The organism is Desulfobacterales bacterium, from assembly GCA_034520365.1.
GTDB lineage: Bacteria > Desulfobacterota > Desulfobacteria > Desulfobacterales > Desulfosalsimonadaceae > M55B175.
Genome location: JAXHNP010000007.1, coordinates 185,407 through 203,547 on the forward strand (window position 1 = coordinate 185,407; position 18,141 = coordinate 203,547).

An 18,141-nucleotide genomic window follows, 5' to 3' on the forward strand; every position below is an offset into this window, starting at 1 on the left:
TTATCTTATCCTTCGCTTGATTTTGCCAAGTGGGGTGTCGATTATTTTATATTTTCCATCTTCGCTGATTTCAACCTCTTGCTCTTGCTGCTGTCCGTTTTCGGCGTTATCTGAATCTTTTGCTTCACCGCCACCTTTGCCAGACACGCTGACCTCCACATCTTTATCCTTTTTATAAAGATGCAATTCATGGGATTCTGATTGTATGGATACAACAACAAAATCCTCATGAATTGCCTCGATTCTGACCCGATTGGCCTCATCCGGCGGGCCGATGGTATCGCCTTTTTTCAGCCACTTATAAGGCCTATCCGCATCATCGGCAAAGGGGTTGTTGATCAAGACGGCCTGGTACTGATCAGTGAAAATAACCCCATAGAGATCAATCTTTACCAGTTTACGAGGGCTTTTCTTTTCCGGCCTGGATTCCTTACGGCGCTCTTCTGCCGGGTCGATTACCGGGCCCTGACGATCCGGCGAAAATAAATTTTTTTCAGCTATCGTACTGTAGGCTTTTGCGGCCTTAATGCGCTCTTTCTGTTTAACCCTGACTTTTTCAGCAACAGGATCCGCATCAGTCGCCTCCGCCTTTTCCCCTTTTGCTTCCGGGCTCTGAGCTTCAACCGGCAGCCCCGTGCCTGACTGCCAAACCGCATGGATTTCAGTGCATACCATGATAATACCGATGATCAACAGCCCATTAATCAACCAAATCTTATGGCGAATCCTTATAACCATTTAAATTAGCTACCCATTTTCCTTCATGAGTCCGGTAACGGTCAGCCTCGCATAAACCCCGTCATCGCTGCCTTTAACTTTCCTTGGCTTTACCTGTGCGTCTTTAACCACCATATACCGGGAATGTCCCTCAATACCATACAGAATATGCCTTAACTGATCAATCTCGGCCAATATGACAAACCGGACCGGAATTTCGACATAAGGAACATTTTCGAACGTGTTGACCGATAGCACTTCAACGGACTCGATCTGCGCCCCGTTTTTTTCGGAAATTTCCCTTAATATTTTCTGAATCGAAACGGCTGCCAGTGAAGGGGTTTTACCTGTGAAAAGCTGAGATTCCAGTTCGCTCAGCTTTTTTTCCAAGGTGCTCAGCCGCGATTTCATCGCATTTATTTTCTGCAGCTGCTTGTTATATTGCAATATCTGGTTCTGTTGTGCTTCCAGGTCAGTGCCACCGGGCCAGAGATCGCCCACCAGCGGATAAAAACGATATATTGCGCCGAATACCAGCAATATTGCGCCGAATACCAGTAAATTTCGTTTTCGTTTATCCATCTATTGGTCTGCTCGTATCGTCTTCAAATTCACTCTGATTCAATTTCAACCCCGATGTGAAACCGTTCCTTGCCTTTTCCGATTTTGCGGATGGTTGATAAGAAACTGGCATTGTCAAACAGGACAGACCCCTCCAGCAAGGAGATCAGCTTTGAAGCCGAATCCGAGGAGCCTTGAATTTTAATTTCACTTTCGGAACAATTAAATTCATGTATCCATGAATCCCGGGGAATTATATCACTCAGTTCGGTCAATATTTCGATCAACGGGGCCCTTCCGGAAAAATCATTTAGAAAACGCAAATCTGATGCGATCCGATCATATTTCTTTTGAATCTGACCGGCGGCTTCGATTTTCTGCCTGAGCCTTCCGGCTTTTGCCTCCAATTCATCCATGGCCGATTTTTTTTGGTAAAAAAGGCTGCCCCCATAAAACATGGCGCATATCACCAGCATGCCCGCCAAGCCGATCATGATATAAAATCCGGTTCTGCCGCTCTTTTTCTTGAGTGCATCCGGCAGCAGATTGATCTCATTGGGGGCTGTTCCGAAAGCATCGACGCCAAGGCCATAGGCGGTGATATATTGCGCATCAGGCAGACTGATAGCATTCAGATCAATGGGGGCCGCCGACAAATTAATATCGGCAAGCAGCCTTTCAGCAGTCGCCGGCAGCTCCGAGAACGGATAATAACACTTATCGAATGGCCCGTCGACGGTGCCCATCTCCCCGAGACCAGCCTGAACAGCCTTTTTGGCAGACACCGGAGCCGACGTGCCAATTTTGACCATATGTTTCAGCCGGCCCTTTTCAACAGCGCTAAAAACCACGTGACTGCCTGATACAGTCAACACACATAGGGCCCCTGTCTTTCCGCGCCCCCCCCTGTGAAACAGGAAAGAGCCAACTGCCGCTGCTGCTATCTCAATCCGGGACAGACTGACGCTCTCTCCTATGCCGACCTCCAAAAACGGCGCCAGAAGACTTTTCTTAACAACCAAGAGCAGCACCTTAATGATTGCCTTTTCCTTGTCTTCATCAACAATCTGACAATCATAATAAACCGCTTCCGGCAGAAAAGGGACGTATTTATCCAACTCATAACCAAGCGCCCCTTTTAAATTTTCTTTTACCGCACTGGGCATTTCAATAAACCGGAATGTCACCATGTCCTCGGGCAACCCCAGACAGACAGAAGCATACCGAACCTTGTTTCGATCAACCATCTCCTGGAGCAGGCCATTTATAATGCCGACAGTTTCCCTGGGGCCATAGTTTTCCGGAACCTCCCGACTTTTACAATCAATCGGCTTCACCCCGAAAAGGCCCTCTTTGAGCAATACTGCAGATACGCGCCCGGGTTCCAATGAAACCCCTATGCTGAAAGGATTAAACATGTTCAATCCTTATATACGGATTGGCGGTGAAATGAAGGCATAGGCGCCGGCCCGGCTGTCTCCCGGAAATCCGAGACCCGACGGTATATTTCTAAAACATTGTCAATCATCTGCTCCTCATTAAAATAATCTTGCACTCTGCACATCCCGGCTGTGCCGTACTTTTCCCTGAGGCATGGGTCTTTCATCAACGTGTTGATGGAATGCGCAAGCATGTCCGTATCTCCCGGCGGCACAACGATACCGGTTGAATTGTGCTTGTTCACGTATGAAGTGCCGGTCGCAAGCTCTGTGCTGATCACCGGCCTGCCGCAAGCCATAGCCTCCAGCTGGGCCAGACCGAACGCCTCGCTCCGGTAAATTGACGGAAGGACAAAAATATCGCAGGCTTTCAGAAAGGCGTTGACCTCCTCATCCCCGCGTTCCCCCAGAAAAAACACGCGCCCACTCATCCCCATATCGGCTGTTAATTTCTTTAACTGGGGTTCATAAGGGCCGGAACCGATCAGCAGGAGCTTTCCCCCGGTTTTTCGCATAGCCCGGATGAGTACATCCAATCCTTTATAATATCTAAATTTTCCAATAAATAAGACAATCTCCGGTCCATAGTCCTGGCGAATGCTGCCGATTCTCCCATCGTCACAGCAAGCGTTAAACCTTGCAATATTGATGCCTAATGGTACCACGTGACACTTCTCTTTATAACCGCACAAAAATTTAGAAGATTTCACATAATTCGGAGAGGTTGCGAGAATCGCAGCCGCCTTGTCCAAAAAGTGTCTAAAAAAAGGTGCATAGAGTCTGTTTAAAAATTGCTGCCGCACGACATCGCTGTGATAGGTGGCGATAATTTTGGGCCTGGAAAGTCTGGAAAACAAATAAGCCATATCTGCGGTGGGATTTGGCAGATGGAAATGGAGTATATCAGCGTCACACCCGAGTCGGTAAAACAGCGAAGCCATCCTCATGTTGATCGGGGCTGAAGAGATACGCAATAACTGCGGCGCCTTGACGACCCGGATACCCTCGATATTGACATCCTCATACATCGGCTTTGTGTTGGAAACCAGCACCACAACCTCTATGCCTCTTTTCTGGAGTCCGTTGGCCAGCCGATTAACATGGCGTTCAATACCACCCTGGGTGGGGGGATAGTAATCCTTATAAATCTGGAGGACTTTCAATTTCGACATACCTGCTCAAACAGATTGACGGTCTTTTTAGCAGCTGTCTCCCACGAAAACTTTATCAATCGACTCTCCGCATTTCTCAGAAGATCATTTCTCAAATCTTGCTGTCTCAACAGCTTTTGCATGGCCCCCGCAATGTCCGGGGCGCTTTCCGGATTGACCAGCAGCGCCGCATCTCCAGCGACTTCAGCCATCGCCGAAAAATTGGCCGTAATAACCGGCACTTTAGCGGCCATCGCTTCGAGCACGGGCATCCCAAACCCTTCGTAAATTGAAGGAAAAACTAAACAAAAGGCATTTTCATACAGATGCTTGAGCACCTGCCGCGAAACATAGCCGGTCAAAAAAACCCGCTCTTTTGCACTACTCTGCATCAATCCGGATAACCAGTCTTTGGCGTGCCACCCGATATTGCCGGCAATGACCAGGTTAATATCATTTTTTTCCGGCTCCAGCTTTTCAAATGCCTTTAAAACGGTCAGCAAATTCTTTCTCGGTTCAAGCGTACCCACAAAAAGAAAATATTTTTGGGGCAGTGATCGATCCGTTTGTTTTGCCCCACATGACTGCTCCTGTAAGGCAAATGTCGGCACGCCCGGATAAATCGTGCTTATCTTGCGGCCCGGCAGTCGATAAAAATAACGAATATCGGCGGCCGTGGATCGAGATACAGCTATGATGGCATCCGCTTTTTCAAGGGCACGCTTCATAAGGAGCCGTTCCACCAAAAAATTCTCAAGGGCCATGGTTTCCGGACATCTTTTGTGAACAAGGTCATGAATCGTCACCACTGTCTTAATTTTCTCCGGCAAAAAGACCGGCAGGTGATGCCTGGGCCCCCAGAACAAATCCAGCTGGTGCCGTCCGGCAAAGTATGGCCCGAATGTCTGCATCCAAAGGGTGCTTAACAGCCGTACGCCCATATGCCCTTCTACCTTTTGCCAATTCCGGTTATTCAGCTCGAATGGAATGCTTTTGTTGGATATCAGGACATAGGTGTTGGCCCGATCCACCTTTTGAAGCATTTCCAGCAGATGCATTAAATAATAGCCGATACCGGTCAACCGGTAGCTCAGAGGACGCGCATCAACGCCGATTACCATTCTCAGAAATCCCTTATCTTGTAAACCCGTAACTTGCCCAATGGCCCCCTTATTCCTGCACCGAATCTTTCCATTCAAGAATGCGATACGGTTTCTGGTCGCCGGCCCCCTGGATTTTCACCAGCGCTTCAACGGTTTCCTGCGTGTTGTTTTGTGTATACCCCGTAACCCAAATTCGATAATAAGGCAATGGGTCGGCGGTTAAGTACCTGCGGATAACTTGAAATTGTCCGTCGCTTAGCAACGGCTGCAACTCAGATAACGAATTAAAATTATGTTTTTTTCTGTGCGAATCGATGATTTCCACCGTCTCTGCCTGGATATCCGGCAAAGCACTGAGCAGTCGGGTCGGTACTGCATTGATATTTAATTTGCCAGAGCGACCACCGCTCTGGCCGGTATTGCTAAATCTTGACAACAATCCGCCGAGACCCGAATCTCTTTGCTGATCCTCTGAAATCACCGTAACAAAATCCTGCAATCCGCCATAATAGAGAGCCGACGATATTCCCCGGACAAGGAGCAGCTCCTGCTTTGATTCAAAATCACCATCCCGGCATTCATATGGCTCTGCAAGTGACTGGTAATAGTCGTCCTCCGCACCGTTTGCGCGATGCAGGCTGTTTTCATCCCGCCAATCCTGAATGGAGCCGACGATAATCGCCTTTCGGCTTTCATCCAGATTGAAGGGTTCCAGCATGATATTTAGAAGCTTTTCATCCGCCTGATTGATATCAATCTTGCCGCCCTCGTTCTGAATATGCACCCTGATAGCCCCCTGCTCACCAAAAGGAATGGGACCGATAATTGAATTCGTGCGCCATTGACCGGTTAAGGTCGCGCCGCCGGTCTGCAGGGCTTCGGCTTTAGGATCGCCCGGCGGCCGGGATTCAGTGCGCAGAATGCTAAAAATGGCCTGATTGATGCCGCCAACCGCCATATAATAAGCCTGTGCGCCTTCCTTAAAATTGTTCACCACCCGGACTTGGTTGCGCATGGTGTAACTGAATTCAGCGGCCATGACGGATAATAAGACAAGAACCCACAGCACAATCAATAAAGCCATGCCGCTATTGTTTTGAATCTGGTAAATCCGCATAAAGATGACTTCATATTGCAAGAATGATTGTTGGCTCACTTAGCCTTAGTCGGCGGGCGATTCGTGCGTTGCAACAAAAATCTCAACGGGAGGCATCCCGGTATTTTTTTGGAATACACAACGAATGGCCAACGGAATTTTAGGCTCATCCGGCTGCCAATTATCTGTCCAGTAACTTTCCGATTCTTCCTCGACCAGATAGGAAAAACCCAAATTCTGAACATCGGTTAACTCATAGGTATTACTTTCACCCGGATTTCTACCGGAAGAAGATGCGAAACCCTCAAATAATGTATTGTTTTCATATATTTTTAACACATATTGATCCCCTTCGGATTCAACCCAATACCGCACATATACATCCCCGTAGGGATGACCCGGCACCAGCGAGTATCCGGAAATAAAGGCCATGCTCGCCGGCTTGCCGCTGAAAAAAATTTCCCGTTCATCGGGAGTTTCAAAGGCTCTGGCCCGCATCGAAGCCAGCTGTCGACGCATCAAATCCAGCACGATTTGCTGATGCTGACTGGCCTCAATATTTTTCTCGCCGCTTTCCCAGGCTCTTATGCCGATACGCAGTCCCCCGAAAATAATGACCATGATGACCCCGATCAGGGTTATGGAAATCAACACCTCTATCAATGTAAACCCCCGGTCATTTCGAATCGTAAGGCGAAACGATGTCTTGCGGGGGATTCTGTTTTTCGGGATAAGCATGCTTCAACCTGAATTTAGGTTCAACTTTGCTCAGGAACAAGTTTCAACGAATGGAGTTCAATGCCGATGCGTCGACCGTTTGCCCGCCAACTCACCTTAACCGATATCGACATACGGACGGTTTCCATATCCGATGCAGAATCGTCGGGATTATCAATCACTCCTATCTCGGCCTGCCATTGGTAGCCATTATCAAAAGCGCCGCTGTAAGAACCAGGCCTCGTGCGGGTTGCCATCAACTCTTCCATCTTTGCCCTGGCATGAAATGTGGCGTTAAGATATCGGTCGGATTTATGGCGCGATCTGATGCCGCCTGAAAACACCTGCAGGATCACAACCAGAACAATGGACAACACCATAAATGCCACCAGGGTTTCAAGCAGGGTAAACCCCTTCTGGTTTACCCAATCAATGGCCCCTTTTCGCATCCCGGAGTGATCTTTTGTTTCACTATCCACGGCAGCCACCCGCATGCGCCCCTAATCCACCTGGGATAAACTGGCCATGCCAGTTATAAAATCGATATTCACCCGGTATCGTGTTTTTGATTGACCGGCAAAAACCACCCCGCCGCCGGTACTGCGGCCTGAAGGGAAAAACCGGATCTGAAAAAAATCTGTCTCATTTCTCGGCTGGTAAGCTCCGGCATTCTTGATTTCGACATCCTCCGAAAAATCATAGTTTTCAAGCATTCGATATCTATTTTTATTCTGGAGCAAAAAATCGGTGCGACGCAAACCCGGGGCTCCTGGATTTTGCGCTTCCTCTGCAACAATTATCAACCGATGCCCGGCCAAATCGAAATGAGCGAGAATGACGGATTTTTGGGAAACCGATAGATTTCTGGCATACCTCAGACTGGAGAGCACGTGCCTGGCCGCAGATTTCACTTCCAAGCCGCCGAGTGGGCGGACAAACCGCGGGATTACCCAGGCTGAGGCAATAGAGATGATGAGCAGCACCACCAATAATTCAACCAGCGTGAATCCATTTTTCATTATTCAGGATTTTTCCAGTTCACGATATCGGCATTTTCCTCTTTTCCGCCGGGTTGCCCGTCCGCTCCATAAGAGATGATTTCAAAATCGCTGTTTTCACTCGGATATCGATATATATAGTTATGTCCCCATGGATCCTTGGGGATCTCCTTGGGCAGGTACGGGCCATCCCAATTTTCTGTGCCGGCCGGTTGTCTTCGCAAAGCCTCAAGCCCCTGCGCTTCAGTGGGAAAAGCCCCCACATCCAGCCGATAGGTTTCCAATGCGGTTTCAAACATTGATATCTGCGCACGTGCTGCCTTTTGCTTTGATGTTCCGATCTTGCCAAACATTCTCGGCCCCACCAGCGCCGCCAAAAGGCCGAGTATAATCATAACGATCAACAATTCGATAAGCGTAAAGCCTTTGTTTCTTTTCATTACCACCGATCCTCACCATTATTGAGAATTCTTGCCACTATTGGGAAATTATCCGTATCGATCAAAATCCCACCTCATTAATACTAAACACAGCCATTAACATGGAGATGACAATAAACCCGATCACCAGCCCCATGCTTAATATCAACACCGGCTCCAATAAACTGATCAAGCGCTTGATCTTATTTTCTACCCGGTCTTCATAGTACTGGGCTACCCGCAGAAGCATCGCTTCAAGGTTCCCTGTTTCTTCTCCCACGGAAATCATCTGAATAGCCAGCGTGGGGAAAACCCCCGACTGATTTAAGGGGACAGTCAAATTCTCTCCTTCTTTGACCCGATCGTGCACCTTTTCCACGGAATCAGCAACAACCCGGTTGGTAATAATAACCCGAACCAGGTTCAACCCCTGCAGGATGGGGACACCGCTTCGTATCAGTGTGCCAAGGGTTCTGGAAAAACGGGCCATCTCCACGGATTTTATCAAATCCCCCCAGATTGGCAGGCGAATTTTCAAATCATCAATTTGCAAGCGCCCCTTATCCGTGTTCGCATATTGCCGGCCTAAAAAAATCCCCAGCCCGGCCATCGCTGTAAAGACCCACCAATAAGAGCGGACAAAATCGCTTAACCCCAGCAACACCCGGGTGGATAAGGGAATGGCCTGGCCCATGTCCGCAAAAATGACTGAAAACTTGGGGATAACAAAGGTAAGCATGATAATAATGGAAACTCCGCCCACCAGCAGAAGAAACACGGGATAAATCAGGGCAGAGTTGACATAATCTTTAACCTTTTGAATATTTTCCAAAAAATCGCCGAGCCGACCCAGTACTTCGGGTAAAATGCCGCCGGATTCCCCGGCTTTTATCATATTGATGTATAGCGAAGAAAACGCTTTGGGATACTTTGACATGGCCTCAGACAAAGCGTTGCCGCCTTGAACCGATTTGATAACCCCTTGAATGATATCCTTTAATTTTTCATTCTCGGCGGTATCATGCAACATGATGAGAGCCCGATCCACAGGCAGCCCCGCTTCCAGCAACGCCCTGAGATCCTGGGTAAAAAAAAGTATATCCTTTGACGAAACGTTCTTAAAATCAGGCAGCAGTTTCCCGGAAAAATCCAGGCGCCATCCCCGTTGCAAAAAACCATGGGGCTTGATTTGCACGGGAATGTAGCCAGAGGCATGTAAACGGGCGGCAACAGCCTTTTCTTCCTCCGCCTCAAGATTTCCTTTCACGAGTTGCCCGGAGTCATCAACCGCTTTATAATAATATTTTATCATATTACTTTTCCAGGGTAACTCGTAATATTTCTGAAATGGTGGTAATCCCCTCTTTTACCTTATCCCAGCCGTTTTCCCGCAGCGATCTCATTCCTTTCGAACCGGCCACCTCTTTTAAATTCTCGGCATCGGCGCCCCGGTTGATTGCTTGACGGAAATCGGCATCTACCGGAAGATATTCAAAAATGGCAGTTCTCCCCAAAAATCCGCTGTAGCGGCATGTTTCGCAACCCGCGCCGCTATATAACACAATATTTGAAATTTCTTCCTCAGTGGCGCCAATGGCATTCAACAACCGGTAATCCGGTTGAACAGGTGTTTTACAGTGCGGGCATATCACCCTTACCAGTCGCTGCGCAAGTACGCCAAGGAGTGTAGAGCTTAACAGGAATCCTTCTACCCCCATATCCAAAAGCCGGTTAATCGCCCCTATCGAATCATTTGTATGCAAGGTGCTGAAAATTAAATGCCCGGTTAAGGCGGACTGAACAGAAATCTCGGCCGTTTCCTTGTCACGGATCTCACCCACGAGGATCACATCCGGGTCCTGCCGGACAATAGATCGCAAGCCATTGGCAAACGTCATCCCAATTTTGGGCTTGACCTGAATCTGATTGACACCTGTCAGATAATACTCAATCGGATCTTCAAGTGTGATAATTTTCTTTTCTGAAGTGTTGATTTTTGCCAGCGCTGTATAAAGCGTTGAGGTTTTGCCGCTTCCGGTCGGACCTGTCACCAGAATCATGCCATAGGGCTGATGTATGACATCGAGAAATCGGGAAAGCATATGCTCCGGGAAACCAATTTTTTCCAAATCCAAAATTAACATTTCCCGATCCAGAACCCTCATGACAAGACTTTCTCCGAACAGGGTGGGAATCGTTGAAATCCGAAAATCAATTTCCCGGTTGGTGACCTTCAGTTTAATACGGCCGTCCTGAGGCAAACGCCGTTCCGCAATATCCAAATTGGCCATAATTTTTATACGGGATATAATAGCTGCCTGAAGGCGGTTCGGAGGCGACTCAATATCCTGAAGCACACCATCAATTCGAAACCGAACTTTAAAAACAGTTTCAAACGGTTCAAAATGAATATCACTGGCACGAAGCTCGATTGCTTTTAAAATCAATCGGTTGACAAGACGTATAATCGGGGCTTCAGACGCAAGATCTTTTAAATAATTAACATCCGTTTCAAGATTGTCCGTCAGCTCATATGTATCTTTTCCCGCTTCTTCGATGATCATTTCAAGGCTCTGGGCGCCGGCGCCATACAATCGTTCCACGAAATCCAAAATATCCGCCTCGTTGCCCTGAAAGACCTTAACGTCCACATCATAGGTATATTTCAGGGTATCCGGAATAGAGAAATCATCGGGCTCAGCCATGACAATACTTAACGTCCCATTTTCCAGCCTTAGCGGCATGAACTTGGATTCCTTCATGAATTTGACTGAAAGGTTATCCAGTAATACCGGTTCCATCGGGAATTGATCAGGGGAAATATATTCCGCTATATCTGAAATCATTTTTTAAAATTATATAACCTTTTAATAAGATATTGCTGTTTGTTTTTTTTACAGAGTTTGGATGATATCCTGACCAAACTTTTACATCAAGCCTGTTCTGATAATCTAACTTAAGTGGCCGCTAACAAAACTTCAGATGTTACGGCATTACAAAAGCATATTCCATGCCAAACATACTCTTTTAAACAAAACATGATCTCTCCATCTAACCGAAAAATTGATCTCTTGGCAATAGGCTTGACATTATCGGAAGCATGGGGGTATTTTTAAACTCGCTCAATTTAGGTTTATATTTCATTTTTAATTCCATTTAAAAAGGACAGTTTTAATGCCCGAGACGAAAAATCCCGAAAACTTTGAATACATCCATATCGCCCCCATTGAAAACGCCATTGAAGGCCAATTGATGGGCTCCATTTTAACCGATCAGGATATCCCCCATCGGATTCATTCTTTTCATGATACGGCCTATGACGGATTGTATCAATTTCAGAAAGGCTGGGGCGAGATCACAGCCCCGGAAAAATACCGCGACAGCATCCTTGACATCCTGGAGAAAATTCGAGCGGATACGGCATCATCGGAATAATGGCAATCGATAAGTGACGAAGGAGACATCTCATGGTCGAACGCCGGCAGACAGCATTCAAACAGTTTGAAAAAGCCTTAGAAATTGGCCGCCCTCCCAATATCGTCAAACTTTTCCCCAACTCCCGGGCGCTTATCGTAAGCGGCAAATTTATCGACCGGGCCATGCTGCGAAAAGGAAAGGCCATTGCGATGGCGGCAAACGGCCGGAATTATTTCGTGATCCGCGGCGCATTAAAGGCCGCCCAGCGGGCCAATGCGGCCATTATCATCGAGATCGCCAAATCCGAAGGCGGCACCAATGCCTACTGCGCGGTCAGCTATTGGAACATCGCCCGGCAGGTGGATGCCATCTGCAATGAATTAAATATCACCGTACCGGTGGCCGTGCATGCCGACCATTACGGCATAAAAAAAAAGGAAGACATTGAGACCGCCAAAACCGAAATCCCCTCCATATTTGATGCGGGTATGACGTCCGTGGCCATTGACGCATCCCATCTGCCGGATGATGAAAACCTTTTGGCCAGCCTCGATTTAAACCCCTATGTGCCGGATTGGGCGGGCTATGAGACCGAAATCGGGGAAATCAAGGGAAAATCCGGCATTTCAACGCCGGAAGAGGCCCTTTTCCTCATCCAGGGGTTAAACGCACACGGCATCTTTCCGGACTGGATTGCCTTAAACAACGGCACCACCCACGGCATTGAAGCGGGTGAGGACGGCATTCAGGTGGACCTGACCGCAGAAATCCACAAAGCCATCGAAAAATACAACGTTTCCGGCGCCCAGCACGGCACCTCCGGCAACAGCAGCCAGCGGCTCAAAAAAATCGCCGGGCAGACGCGCACCACAAAAGCCAATGTGGCCACCGCCCTTCAGATGATATCCTGGGGCCTCAAGGTCAACGACTATGGCAACGCCCGGCTCGATGAGACGGGAGACTTCATCAAGCTAAAGGATGATGGCGTGACCGAGGAGATGTGGGCGAAAATGAGCGAATATGCCCAGGCCCAGGGGCTTAAAAAAGGCGACTACAAAAAACTCAATCTCCCGTTTGAAAACAGCCTTCTGGCCCAGGCCAGAAGCGTCCGGCAGCGGATGGTCAAAGCGGTTGAGGACTTTGCCTACAACCTGATCGCCAATGTCTTAAACAGCAGCAACACCGCGCCCCTGGCGATTGAGGCCATACTTGAGGCCGGCTCCTTTGACGCCGGGATAAAGGCCGAGCAGCTGGAAGACCCGGCGGAATGGACAGCGGACAAGATTGCCGAGCGGGCCGCTGCCATTGAACGCGACCGGGGGCCTGAAGGGGATTTTGAGGACTGATGCAAAAGAAGCGCTTCTGCCATTTCTGCGGCCATCCCCTGACGGAAAAAACTGTAGACGGCCATGCGCGGCTTTTCTGCCAAAACTGCGACATCCCGATTTATGAGAATCCGGTGCCCGCGGCCTGTATCGTCACCATCGATGATGCGGACCGGCTGCTGCTGGTCAAGCGCAGCGTGGCCCCGAAAAAAGGCTACTGGTGCCTGCCCGGCGGATTCATGGAACTCCAGGAAACCCCCGAAGAGGCCGGCTTACGCGAACTCCATGAAGAAACCGGGCTGACAGGGAAAATCGATCGCCTTCTGGGCGTGACCACCAATAACAGCCAGCAGTATGATACGGTATTGATGGTGGGCTTTCTGGTTACATCCTATGAGGGCGAGCTGATCGCCGGTGATGACGCGGATGCCGCAGACTGGTTTACCTATCCGGATTTACCGGAAATCGCCTTTGACAGCCACCGGCGGTTTATCAGCCAGTATTATACCGCCTATGCACAAACCCAGGCATCAAATGCATAAAGGATTCAGTATTTGGCGGATGCGCTATCGCTTATCCGCCCTACTTGTTCTTTTGATTCGTGCTCGTACGCGTACCGCCCTGCTTTCGCGGGACTGAGTACGATCAATTTAATTCGGACTTTCAGGCTCCTTCTCCCCTGACCACTCTTTTTTCAGTTCTTCCATATTGCGCATGAAGGCCCGGCGCTTTTCCTTCGGGACAACATGGACAATCATTTTTGAAACCGCATTGACCGGCCGGGCCAGCTGCGATTCGGCCACCATCTGCTTGCCCCCGATGGGCAGAAAAGCGACTAACAGCACATATAATAAGGATGCCACCAGCGCGCCCTTTAACACCCCCAAAACTCCGCCAAAGAAGCGATCCACCGCCCCCAGAAGCACAAGCTTGATAAGCAGGCGCAACAGAAAGCCAAGTAAATTCACGATCAGGCAGAAACCAAGAAATATAAGGATAAAAGCGATGATATCCCGATAAGCCGGTGTTTCAACCCAGCCGGCCACCACCGGGCCCAGCAGTTCATGGCCGGCATAGGCCGCATAAAAGCCGCCGACCACCCCGATAATCGAGGCCGCCTCTTTGATAAACCCTTTGAAAATCCCGACGATCAGGCTGTAGCCCAGAATCACCGCGATCACCATGTCAAACGGATTCATAAATAGTTTCCAGGTGTTAGGTGTTAGGTATTAGGTGTTGGGTATTGGGTTTTGGCCCTTAGCCCAGGTTAATTCCTATTGGTCAAGATTTAAATATTTATCAAGCTGTTAATTACTGATTCCGCGGCCGGCGGTCAAGAAAATTCTGGTCAAGAAAACTCTTGTATTCATTGCGTATAAAAATTAATGTTAAATTTTTAAAAAAAACAAATTGAGGCGCTAATGCCCAATACCCAACATCTAATACCCAAAACCCAAAACCTAATACCCAAATATGAGCAGTTACAAAGAAGACATCAAAACCGAACTCACGTTCTCTGACAATCAACTGGCCAGAGAACTTTTCGGCGAGCATAACAGCAACCTCCAACGGGTGGCGGAGGCCGCAGAGGTCGCCATACAGGCCAGGGGCAATGCCGTGTTTATCCGGGGCGACTCCATTGCCGTGGATTTAGCGACAAACATTCTCAACCAGCTCTACGGGCTGATCAAGGAGGGCTACCCCTTATACCCCAATGACGTGGACTATGCGGCCAACATGCTTTCCCGGGATCACAGCATCAATCTCAAAGATATTTTCATGGATGCGGTGTATGTGACGTCCAAAAAGCGGACGGTCACGCCGAAAAGCCCGGTGCAGAAATCCTATATAGAAGCCATCCGCAACTTTGATATTGTATTCGGCATCGGCCCGGCCGGCACCGGCAAAACCTACCTGGCCATGGCCATGGCCGTGGCCGCGCTCACCAAAAAAAAAGTGGACCGGATTATCTTAACCCGGCCGGCGGTGGAGGCGGGCGAGGCGTTGGGGTTTTTGCCCGGCGACCTGGCGGAAAAGGTGAATCCCTATCTGCGCCCCCTCTATGATGCGCTGCATGACATGATGAGTTTTGAAAAAGCCTCGAACCTGATGCACCAGGGCATCATTGAAGTGGCGCCGCTTGCGTTCATGCGGGGCCGCACCTTAAACGATTCATTCATTATCCTGGATGAGGCGCAGAACTCGACCACGGAACAAATGAAAATGTTTCTCACCCGCATCGGGTTTAACTCCAAGGCTGTGATCACCGGGGATATCACCCAGAGCGACCTGCCCAAAAACCGGGCCTCCGGGCTGATCGAGGCCAAAGAGCTCCTCTCTGACATTGACGGCATCCGCTTTATCTTTTTCTCCAAGCAGGACGTGGTGCGGCACAAACTGGTCCAGAAGATCATCAACGCCTATGAGCAAAAAACCGCCGAAGATTAGGGTTGAGGGTGTATGGCAGTCAAGCGCACGGATATTTCATTGAAAAACCGCTTTATCACGGATACCGGCCCCCTGATCGCCCTTTTGCTGGCGGTCACCGTGATTGCCACCCTGATCCTGTACCCCAAGCTGATCATCTACCACCCCTCCTATGAGCCCGGCGATGTGGCGGATAAGAACATCAAAGCGCCGCATGACTTCCTGGTCGAAGATGAAGCCGCCACCCGGACAAAACGCGAGCAGGCCAAAGAATCGATATTAACGGTCTATGATTATGACCGCTCGCTTGGCGATAATCTGGCCCGGCAGGTCAAACAGGCATTCGCTTTAATCCGCGGCGTCTACGAAGCCAATGAAACGGCCGCAGACACCGACTCGCCCGTTCAAATCGATGCCCTGCACGACCGGATCTGGGAGCTTAAGCCCGAGTTTGAAAAAACCCTGGGTATTGCCGTAAACAACGGGGCCTATCGCATTCTGCAGCGGGAACAGTTCTCAACCGAGATTTCCGGGCTGATCATAGAGATCCTCTCCCGGATTTTAGATAACGGCGTGGTGGCCAACAAGGATCTTTTGTTAAGGGAGGGCGATAAGGGCATTATCTTAAAAACCGTGGACACGGAGCAGGAAACCACGGTCCAAAACCTCAAACAATTTTACGGACTGGATCAATCCAAGACCATGGTCCGGATTGTGGGCGAACCCCTGCTTAAAGGTCTGGATTATTCGCTATTAAACCTTACCGTTGATTTCACCCAGCGGCTCATCGAACCAAACATCACCCTCAACCGCAGCGAAACCCGGAAACGTCGCGCGCAGGCGGAAGAGCTCGTCAAACCGATCCTCTACAAAATCAAAAAAGGGGAAATGATCCTGCGGGAAGGCGAGCGCGTGACCCCGATGCACATGCTCAAACTCAAAGCCCTGAAGGATCAGGTGGGCAGGCAGGAGCTTCTGAAAAAAGGCATGGGTACCGCGCTCATCATTTTGACCCTCTTGACGATCACCTATTTTATCCATCTCAAATATCAGCGGGAGCTGCTTCAGTATCAGAACAAGAATCTTTTTTTCATCAGCTTTGTAATCGTGATGGGGCTTTTGATTCTGCAGCTTTCCATATCCCTCTCCCAGATGCTTGCGCCGGAAGCCCCGTTTGCCATTTCAGCGGCATCCATCTATTATGCCATCCCGATTGCGGCCGGGGCCATGAGCATCTGCCAGTTCCTGGGATTTACCATAGCCTTCCCCTTTGCCATTGTCATGGGGCTTTTAACCGCCATGGCCTTTGAAAACAGCTACGGTTTCTGCCTCTATTTTCTCTTAAACAGCATCATGGGCGCCTACTGGAGCCAGGACTGCAAGGAGCACAAGAGTTTTATCCGGGTCGGTGTCAAACTCGGGGTATTAAATATGCTGCTTGCCACCGTGGTCAGTATCTACATGGCTGAATTCTCCGGATTCAAGCTGATCTGGGACTGGATCTTTGCCTTTGCCGGCGGCATGATCGCCGGGATGATTACCGCGGGCGTGGCCCCGATGATGGAAATGGCCTTTGGTTACACCACCAACAGCACGCTTCTGGAACTGGCCAACCTGGACAAGCCGCTGCTTCGGCGCCTGATGCTGGAAGCGCCGGGCACTTACCACCATTCCGTGATCGTGGGCTCCATGGTGGAGGCGGCAGCCGCAGAAATCGGGGCCAACCCGGTGCTTGCCAAGGTTTGCGGCTACTACCACGATATCGGCAAACTCAAAAACCCCCTTTATTTTATAGAAAACCAGAAGAACGGCAAAAACATCCACAACAAACTGGCCCCGTCCATGTCCTGCCTGATTCTGATCTCCCATGTCAAAAACGGCGTAGAGCTGGCGCGCGAGAAAAAACTGGGCCGGGAAATCATCGATGCCATCAAGCAGCACCACGGCACCACCTTGATCGCCTATTTTTATGAAAAAGCCAAAAAACAGAAAAAAGATGAGGCCATTAATATTGACAACTTCCGGTACCCGGGCCCCAAACCCCAGACCCGGGAGACCGCCCTGGTGATGCTGGCCGATGTGGTGGAGGCGGCCGCCCGGTCCCTTGAGCACCCCACCCCCTCGCGCATCCAGGGACTTTTGCAGCAGCTGATCAACAAATTATTCTCCGACAACCAGCTGGACCAGTGCCCGCTGACCCTGGCGGATCTTCATAAGATCGCCAAAAGCTTCAATAAAATCCTAAACGGCATCTATCACCACCGGGTGGAGTATCCGGACAAACAGGGAATGCCGGAAACATCAAAGGTCAAGCATGACGATATTAATCGACAACCGCCAGAACCGGTTCAAACTATCAACGGAACAGATACGGAAAACAGCCCAAACCCTCTTAGACGCCTTGGACAGTCCTGACGGCGAACTCTCCGTGTTGCTCCTTGACGATACGGAAATCGCTGATTTAAATTACCGGTATCTAAACCGGCAGGGCGCGACCAATGTCATCGCCTTTCCCATGACCGAGGGTGAATTCGTAAATATCAACCCGGATCTTTTAGGCGATGTGGTGATATCCCTGGATACCGCCGCCCGGGAGGCGGAAATGCTCGAAACGACGATAGAGACGCGCTTTAAAGAGCTTCTGATCCATGGCATCCTGCACCTTTTCGGCTATGATCATGAAACCGATGCGGCGGATGCTAAGGAGATGGCGGATAAGAGCGAGGAGTTGTTTGAAATGATTGAATCGATTGAGCTTGAGGATAAATAAC

19 protein-coding genes are annotated in these 18,141 nt (G+C 49.4%); 6 read left to right on the forward strand and 13 right to left on the reverse strand.

Features of this window, described 5'->3' with window-relative positions; translation table 11 throughout:
* From U5L07_15050 to gspE, 12 genes are all read right to left on the reverse strand, one after another.
* Positions 1 to 708, reverse strand: coding sequence for a hypothetical protein (locus U5L07_15050; protein MDZ7833064.1), 708 nt, complete (start codon positions 706 to 708; stop codon positions 1 to 3).
* A 39-nt stretch (positions 709 to 747) separates the two neighbouring features.
* Positions 748 to 1,299 (reverse strand): type II secretion system protein GspM, encoded by a 552-nt coding sequence (gene gspM, locus U5L07_15055; GenBank protein ID MDZ7833065.1) that lies wholly within the window; start codon positions 1,297 to 1,299, stop codon positions 748 to 750.
* Between the two features lie 29 nt (positions 1,300 to 1,328).
* A complete protein-coding gene (locus U5L07_15060; protein ID MDZ7833066.1) occupies positions 1,329 to 2,696 on the reverse strand; it encodes a PilN domain-containing protein in 1,368 nt (455 codons plus the stop codon).
* Positions 2,697 to 2,698: 2 nt separating this feature from the next.
* Positions 2,699 to 3,889: a glycosyltransferase gene (locus tag U5L07_15065; protein ID MDZ7833067.1), complete on the reverse strand. Its 1,191-nt coding sequence runs from the start codon at positions 3,887 to 3,889 to the stop codon at positions 2,699 to 2,701.
* Positions 3,877 to 4,989, reverse strand: coding sequence for a glycosyltransferase family 1 protein (locus U5L07_15070; protein ID MDZ7833068.1), 1,113 nt, complete (start codon positions 4,987 to 4,989; stop codon positions 3,877 to 3,879). The genes U5L07_15065 and U5L07_15070 overlap by 13 nt, the downstream gene beginning before the upstream one ends.
* A gap of 49 nt (positions 4,990 to 5,038) precedes the next feature.
* Complete coding sequence (locus U5L07_15075) at positions 5,039 to 6,088, reverse strand: type II secretion system protein GspK (GenBank protein MDZ7833069.1); 1,050 nt, start codon at positions 6,086 to 6,088, stop codon at positions 5,039 to 5,041.
* A gap of 45 nt (positions 6,089 to 6,133) precedes the next feature.
* Positions 6,134 to 6,805: a prepilin-type N-terminal cleavage/methylation domain-containing protein gene (locus tag U5L07_15080; GenBank protein ID MDZ7833070.1), complete on the reverse strand. Its 672-nt coding sequence runs from the start codon at positions 6,803 to 6,805 to the stop codon at positions 6,134 to 6,136.
* A 20-nt stretch (positions 6,806 to 6,825) separates the two neighbouring features.
* Positions 6,826 to 7,272 carry a type II secretion system protein gene (locus U5L07_15085; GenBank protein MDZ7833071.1) on the reverse strand — a complete coding sequence of 149 codons (447 nt, stop codon included), beginning with the start codon at positions 7,270 to 7,272 and terminating at the stop codon, positions 6,826 to 6,828.
* 12 nt (positions 7,273 to 7,284) lie between these two features.
* Positions 7,285 to 7,803, reverse strand: coding sequence for a prepilin-type N-terminal cleavage/methylation domain-containing protein (locus U5L07_15090; GenBank protein MDZ7833072.1), 519 nt, complete (start codon positions 7,801 to 7,803; stop codon positions 7,285 to 7,287).
* Positions 7,803 to 8,222: a type II secretion system major pseudopilin GspG gene (gspG, locus tag U5L07_15095; protein ID MDZ7833073.1), complete on the reverse strand. Its 420-nt coding sequence runs from the start codon at positions 8,220 to 8,222 to the stop codon at positions 7,803 to 7,805. Before gspG ends, U5L07_15090 begins: the two co-directional genes overlap by 1 nt.
* Positions 8,223 to 8,283: 61 nt before the next feature.
* Positions 8,284 to 9,513: a type II secretion system F family protein gene (locus U5L07_15100; GenBank protein ID MDZ7833074.1), complete on the reverse strand. Its 1,230-nt coding sequence runs from the start codon at positions 9,511 to 9,513 to the stop codon at positions 8,284 to 8,286.
* A gap of 1 nt (position 9,514) precedes the next feature.
* Positions 9,515 to 11,047, reverse strand: a complete 1,533-nt coding sequence (gene gspE / locus U5L07_15105; protein MDZ7833075.1) for a type II secretion system ATPase GspE — start codon at positions 11,045 to 11,047, stop codon at positions 9,515 to 9,517.
* Positions 11,048 to 11,375: 328 nt separating this feature from the next.
* Between gspE and U5L07_15110 the strand changes: the two genes are divergently transcribed.
* Genes U5L07_15110 through U5L07_15120 form a run of 3 tightly spaced genes read left to right on the forward strand, consistent with a single transcriptional unit; the run spans position 11,376 to position 13,485 of the window.
* Positions 11,376 to 11,636: a hypothetical protein gene (locus U5L07_15110; GenBank protein ID MDZ7833076.1), complete on the forward strand. Its 261-nt coding sequence runs from the start codon at positions 11,376 to 11,378 to the stop codon at positions 11,634 to 11,636.
* Positions 11,637 to 11,668: 32 nt separating this feature from the next.
* A complete protein-coding gene (locus U5L07_15115; protein ID MDZ7833077.1) occupies positions 11,669 to 12,964 on the forward strand; it encodes a class II fructose-bisphosphate aldolase in 1,296 nt (431 codons plus the stop codon).
* On the forward strand, positions 12,964 to 13,485 hold the full coding sequence (locus U5L07_15120; GenBank protein MDZ7833078.1) for an NUDIX domain-containing protein: 522 nt from the start codon (positions 12,964 to 12,966) through the stop codon (positions 13,483 to 13,485). The genes U5L07_15115 and U5L07_15120 overlap by 1 nt, the downstream gene beginning before the upstream one ends.
* Positions 13,486 to 13,593: 108 nt before the next feature.
* On the opposite strand, the gene U5L07_15125 is transcribed toward U5L07_15120, so the two are convergent.
* Entirely contained in the window at positions 13,594 to 14,142 is a 549-nt protein-coding gene (locus U5L07_15125) for a CvpA family protein (protein ID MDZ7833079.1), read from the reverse strand.
* A gap of 274 nt (positions 14,143 to 14,416) precedes the next feature.
* Between U5L07_15125 and U5L07_15130 the strand changes: the two genes are divergently transcribed.
* The 3 genes from U5L07_15130 to ybeY are packed head-to-tail and all read left to right on the forward strand — an operon-like array spanning position 14,417 to position 18,140.
* Positions 14,417 to 15,391 carry a PhoH family protein gene (locus tag U5L07_15130; GenBank protein MDZ7833080.1) on the forward strand — a complete coding sequence of 325 codons (975 nt, stop codon included), beginning with the start codon at positions 14,417 to 14,419 and terminating at the stop codon, positions 15,389 to 15,391.
* 12 nt (positions 15,392 to 15,403) lie between these two features.
* The gene (locus U5L07_15135) at positions 15,404 to 17,785 is read left to right on the forward strand and encodes an HDIG domain-containing protein (GenBank protein ID MDZ7833081.1); all 2,382 of its coding nucleotides are present in this window, start codon (positions 15,404 to 15,406) and stop codon (positions 17,783 to 17,785) included.
* A complete protein-coding gene (ybeY, locus tag U5L07_15140; protein MDZ7833082.1) occupies positions 17,685 to 18,140 on the forward strand; it encodes an rRNA maturation RNase YbeY in 456 nt (151 codons plus the stop codon). Before U5L07_15135 ends, ybeY begins: the two co-directional genes overlap by 101 nt.
* Position 18,141 lies beyond the last annotated feature (1 nt).